The 5,276-nt window shown below is 39.2% G+C and carries 5 protein-coding genes; all 5 read right to left on the bottom strand.

All coding sequences use genetic code 11. The annotated features are described in order from the left end of the window. Positions 1 to 130: 130 nt before the first annotated feature. Positions 131 to 1,033: a histone deacetylase family protein gene (locus E1176_RS06740; protein WP_155209839.1), complete on the bottom strand. Its 903-nt coding sequence runs from the start codon at positions 1,031 to 1,033 to the stop codon at positions 131 to 133. Between the two features lie 9 nt (positions 1,034 to 1,042). Continuing rightward, positions 1,043 to 1,816 carry an enoyl-CoA hydratase/isomerase family protein gene (locus tag E1176_RS06735; RefSeq protein ID WP_155209838.1) on the bottom strand — a complete coding sequence of 258 codons (774 nt, stop codon included), beginning with the start codon at positions 1,814 to 1,816 and terminating at the stop codon, positions 1,043 to 1,045. 4 nt (positions 1,817 to 1,820) lie between these two features. Continuing rightward, on the bottom strand, positions 1,821 to 3,923 hold the full coding sequence (locus tag E1176_RS06730) for a ComEC/Rec2 family competence protein (RefSeq protein ID WP_155209837.1): 2,103 nt from the start codon (positions 3,921 to 3,923) through the stop codon (positions 1,821 to 1,823). Positions 3,924 to 3,932: 9 nt separating this feature from the next. Further along, a complete protein-coding gene (locus E1176_RS06725) occupies positions 3,933 to 4,364 on the bottom strand; it encodes a GNAT family N-acetyltransferase (RefSeq protein WP_185152675.1) in 432 nt (143 codons plus the stop codon). Beyond that, positions 4,361 to 5,276 (bottom strand): PhoH family protein (locus E1176_RS06720; RefSeq protein ID WP_155209836.1); only part of this gene is annotated, 916 nt, incomplete at its 5' end. The genes E1176_RS06725 and E1176_RS06720, both read right to left, overlap by 4 nt.

Raw genomic sequence — 5,276 nt, 5'->3', positions numbered from 1 at the left:
AAAAATTTAATTGCTTTCATACTTGGTTTTTGGTTTATTTTAAATCCTAAATAACAAAATAGTACAACAACTACCATCAATTTTATTGCCAAAATGATATTTTCCTGAAATTTAGGTCCTATATCCTCACCTAATGGTATGTAGAAACCGCAATTCTGAAGGTCGTACAATGCGCCTCGACCAAATCTGGCAGCCTTTCTGAGTAGCCTCCACCCATTGTAATTACCAATGGAATTGACTGTTCTTTACATGATGATATTACAATTTGATCACGCATTTTAATACCATCTCTGGTGAGTGAAAGTTTGCCTAATTTATCACTTGCCAGTACGTCAACCCCAGCTTGAAAATAGATAATATCAGGTTGTACACTATTTATTAAATCAGGCAGATGGCTCTGAAGTAACCTTAAGTAAGTATCATCATCACATTGATAGGGTAATGGAATGTCTAGATCAGATTGCTCTTTGTGAAGTGGGTAATTGTTCTCACCATGCATGGAAAAAGTGAAAACATCTGGGTTATTTTCAAAGATTTTGGCCGTACCATTACCTTGGTGTACATCCAGATCAACGACCAGTACTTTATGAACTAATCGACTATTAATCAGATCCGTAGCAGAAATGGCGATATCGTTGAGCACACAAAAGCCTTCTCCGTGATCTGCATACGCATGATGGGTGCCTCCGGCCAAATTTACTCCGACACTACTTTTTAGTGCATTATGTGCCGCTGATATAGTACCGGCCACACTATTTCTAGCCCTGTTAAGAGACTTTTCAGTAACCGGCAGCCCAATTTTCCTGACTGCCTTCTTATCAAGCGTGAGCGTCCTAAGACTCTGCCAATAATCTTTGGTATGTACTTTTAGTATCTGATCATCAGTAGCCAAACCCGGATCATAAAGCTGAGAAGGCTCAATAGTGCCTTCATGGAGCAGTTGCTCTTTTACCAGCTCGTATTTTTCTATCGGAAATCGGTGTCCTTCAGGTAGTTTATAGAGGTACTTATCAGAAAACGCAAATTTTACCATATGCGCTTATTACCACTCTACCGGCTTTTTGTTTAAGAAACCATCAATGCCTTTTTTACAATCCTCGGTACCGCGGGCTTTGGCATTCATTTCTGCAGCATAATTTAAGCCTTCTTCTACATCCATGGCTTGCACATTGGCGATCATTTGCTTAGTGAGTGCCATTGATTGACCACTGTTTTTAGATATTAGCATTTGTGCAAACTCACTCACCCGTTGCTCCAACTTATCTGCATCCACAACCTCAGTTACTAGATCATATTGCTTGGCTTGCTGGGCATCTATAAGCTCTCCGGTAAGGAGCAACTCCTTCGACTTCATCTCCCCTATTTTTCTAAGTAAAAAGACCTTAACAATCGCGGGTATAAAGCCAATGCGTACTTCTGTATAACCAAACTTCGCTTCAGGCACAGTAAATCCAAAATCGCAAACGGTAGCCAGCCCACAGCCTCCTGCTATGGCATGTCCCTGTATCTGAGCGATTACCACTTTGCCCATTGTGTAAATCTGCTGAAAAAGACCCCTCAGATGGTTGCTGTCATCTAGATTTTCCTGGTAAGTATTTTTTTGTAGTTGCTGAATGTAAGCTAAATCAGCCCCGGCACAGAAAGCTTTACCGTTGGCTTTCAATACTATTACTTTCACTTCATCATCTTGCTCAGCCTGAGTAAAGGCCTCCTTAAGCTCAGTAACCACATCAAAGCTTAGGGCATTTCTCTTGTCAGGGCGATTGAGGGTAATGTATCCGATTCGTTCTTTTACTTCGTAGGTTATAAATTCCATTTTTTTATTCGTTTAGGTTTATGGTCAGAGCTCCATCATGATACACTGAGTAATTGTCGAGCGAGTGTTGATTTAAAGACTCCCTCCACTGATCAGCGAGATACCATTTTAAGGAACCGTCCAAAATGATTTTTTCAAATTTAAAATTTCTTAATACCCAATCAATCTTCTTATTGAAATCTCCTCCAATTACTAAAAAATCAACTTCTATGGGTCGTTCAAACTCAATAGTTCTGTAATCTCTAGTATCCAGCAATGCAATCTTCTTACCCTTCCAACTGGTTATTTTTACATTTTGCCATTGCTTTATTGCGGGTGATTGGTTTAATAAAGTTTTATCGTGAGTAACAATCCCCGACTGTAACCTGGTAGGTCTCACATGAAAAATCACTCCTTCTCTATCTGCTGAAAAAACTGAGTCGGTGAGCAACTGAGAATGGGTACCTTCTAGCAAATTAATTGCTGTATGATTACTCACACGATGAAAAATTATCTTTCGCTGCTCTTTTGTTCTTACTGTTTGTTGGTACTCAAAGATTGAAAAACCAATTACCATGAGCAGGCTATAGACAACATATTTAAACTTTCTATACTCAAAAAGTAAAACCACCGATACAACTGCGCAAATAATAAACCAGGATTGCCAGGTGTTGATCTCTATATCTGTAACCTGACTATACGGAATCGCACTGATAGAAAACACCAGATAATTGACCAATGAAATGATTTGCTCCAACAACCAACCAATGCTTTCTGCCACTAAATTTATAGGACTAGAAAATAACAACAACAGGCCCAGGCAGAGTATGATAAATGCTCCGGGAATTACAACCAGATTTGAAATGAGAAAGAAGGTAGGGAATTGATGGAAATACAATAAAGTGAGCGGAATGGTAGCTATCTGTGCCGCAATTGAAACTGCTGTTATAGTCCAAACTTTGTCTAACCAATAATTATCGATCTCCCAGGCATTGTAAATTCTGGGTTGTAAAAACACAATACCAAATACAGCCAAAAAGGACAATTGAAACCCTACAGACATAATCAGATAAGGGTTAACTAATAACAAAATAAACCCTGAAGCGGCAAGAGTATTGTAAATATTGGTATTGCGATTAGAAGCCTGTGCTATGGCTACGAAAGAAAACATGGTAACTGCTCGCAATACCGAAGGCGAAAATCCTGTGATTAACGCATAGCTCCAGAGCACACAGAGGCTTACAATAGCCAGCAGCCAATTTCTCGTTTTCGTCTTGCGAAATGGCTTAAATAGCAACAAAATCAACCCATAAACTATACCTACATGAAGACCCGAAACTGCCAGCACGTGCATAGCTCCGGATGCAGAATAGGCATATTTAATATCTCTATCGAGGCCATCTTTCACACCAAGCACTAAGGCCTGCGCAATGTCATTTTCTTGCTTAGGTTTTATAAATCTTTTTAATGTGAGCGAGGCCTTACGTCTCAACTCAAAGGCCTTAGCCAAAATGACATTAGGCGCTGAAGAACCTACAACTTCATAGTTGGTAGTAATATAATCCTGATGATAGACATTATTAAAAGTAAGAAAGCGCTTGTAATCAAACTCACCGGGATTCATCGGTGGAGAAATTTCATTAGGTTGACCTTTTACTAAAAGACGATCACCGTATTGTAGTCGAGGTTGGTCCTTTTTTATGTAGATGTAAATTTTACCCGAGGCAGTTTGCCAAGTATTATTTTGGTTTATCCGCTCTACTAAAAACTCATATTTAAATGTATTTGCTTTTTCCTCAGCCGGTCTGTGCACATGACCATAGTAAAAATCCAGGCTTTCATGGTTTACAAGGTGATCATCTCTTAAACTCTGATTGTTAAATGTAAGATTGAGGTAGCCTAATAAGAAAACAACCAAAAAAGCACTCAGTCCTTGAATCCAACTGAGAGAATAGAAATACTGCTTGGTGAGAAATAGCTTAGAAAGCACATAAAAAAAAGCACCTAAGCCTACTCCAATGAGTGATTGGTTTATGCTTAGATAATCACCAAAGTAGATGGCCGATAATATTCCGGCTATGAAGAAAAAGGAGATTCTTATAAAAGCATATGGAACCCAGCGGAACATGTAGCTACACTAAAATTGAAGCACCATTTTCTGATGCTCAATATCACACTCTAAAAAGCGCTCCCCTTCAGGAACGAATTTAAACTTTTCATAAAGAGGTAGTGCAGATAGTTGAGCGTTGAGGTATAGCTTCACAGGTCTTTCATCATTTTTAGTGATGTGCTCCATCATACTAGTCATTATCACACTAGCCACTCCTCTTCCTCTGTAGTCGGGTAGTACTGCAAATCTTTCTAGCTTGATACCTTCTTTTGTTTTTCTATATCTTGCTGTACCACAAGGTGTGGCATCATCTACAGCCAGAAAGTGCTCTGAAGAGTCATCAAACTCATCAAATTCGTCAGCTCGATCAATTTGTTGTTCTTCAATGTATACCTCTTCCCTTATCTTAAATGCCTTTTGCAGATCTGCCTTTTCTTTGATATGATATACGTTGATCACTTGTGATTCTCGTTATTTTCGTGTGTTTCGTAGGCGGTGATTATGTCTTTCACAATCTTATGCCTGATTACATCCTTACCCGTCAATTCTATAAAACCAATACCAGATACGTCTTTTAAGATTTTCGTAGACTCAACCAAACCCGACTTTTGTTTTTTAGGTAAATCGATCTGAGAAGTATCTCCCGTTACGATCACTTTTGAGTTGGGACCCATACGCGTTAAAAACATTTTAATTTGTGAAGGGGTAGTATTTTGCGCCTCATCTAGTAAGATAAATGCATTGTTGAGTGTTCTACCTCTCATATAGGCCAATGGTGCAATTTCGATCACATTGTTTTCCATATAGTATCTCAGCTTTTCTGAGGGCACCATATCAAACAAGGCATCATATATCGGCCTTAAGTAAGGGTCTAGCTTTTCTTTAAGATCACCGGGTAAAAAACCAAGGGTCTCTCCTGCTTCTACAGCCGGGCGGGTGATTATGATTTTCTTTACCTGCTTGTTTTTCAGTGCCTTTACAGCAAGCGCTACAGATATATAAGTTTTACCTGTACCTGCCGGGCCTAGTGCGAAAACGAGGTCATTATCATAGACTGCGTAAACAAGCTTTTGTTGGTTTATCGTTTTTGGCTTTATGGTAAACCCTTTAGTACCGTAGATAAGTACTTCCTCTTCTTCAGGCAGTTTTTCTTCTGCCTCCTTAGCCAGGTAGTTTTGCACATTCTCCTCAGTAACTTTACCAAACTTGTGATAATGCTCGATGAGTGAGCCCAGGATGTCATTAATTTTTAATATCTCCGTAGTACTTCCCTTAATCCTAATTTCGTTACCTCGAGAAACAATCTTGCTTTTAGGGAAAGCTGAGGCTACTTCTTTGATGTTTTTATTCTCTACTCCCAGAAAATCGAGG

Source organism: Fulvivirga aurantia (genome assembly GCF_009711475.1).
GTDB classification, from domain to species: Bacteria; Bacteroidota; Bacteroidia; order Cytophagales; family Cyclobacteriaceae; genus Fulvivirga; species Fulvivirga aurantia.
The sequence above is the reverse complement of the archived record's forward strand: the minus strand, read 5'-3'. Positions and strand labels throughout refer to the sequence as shown.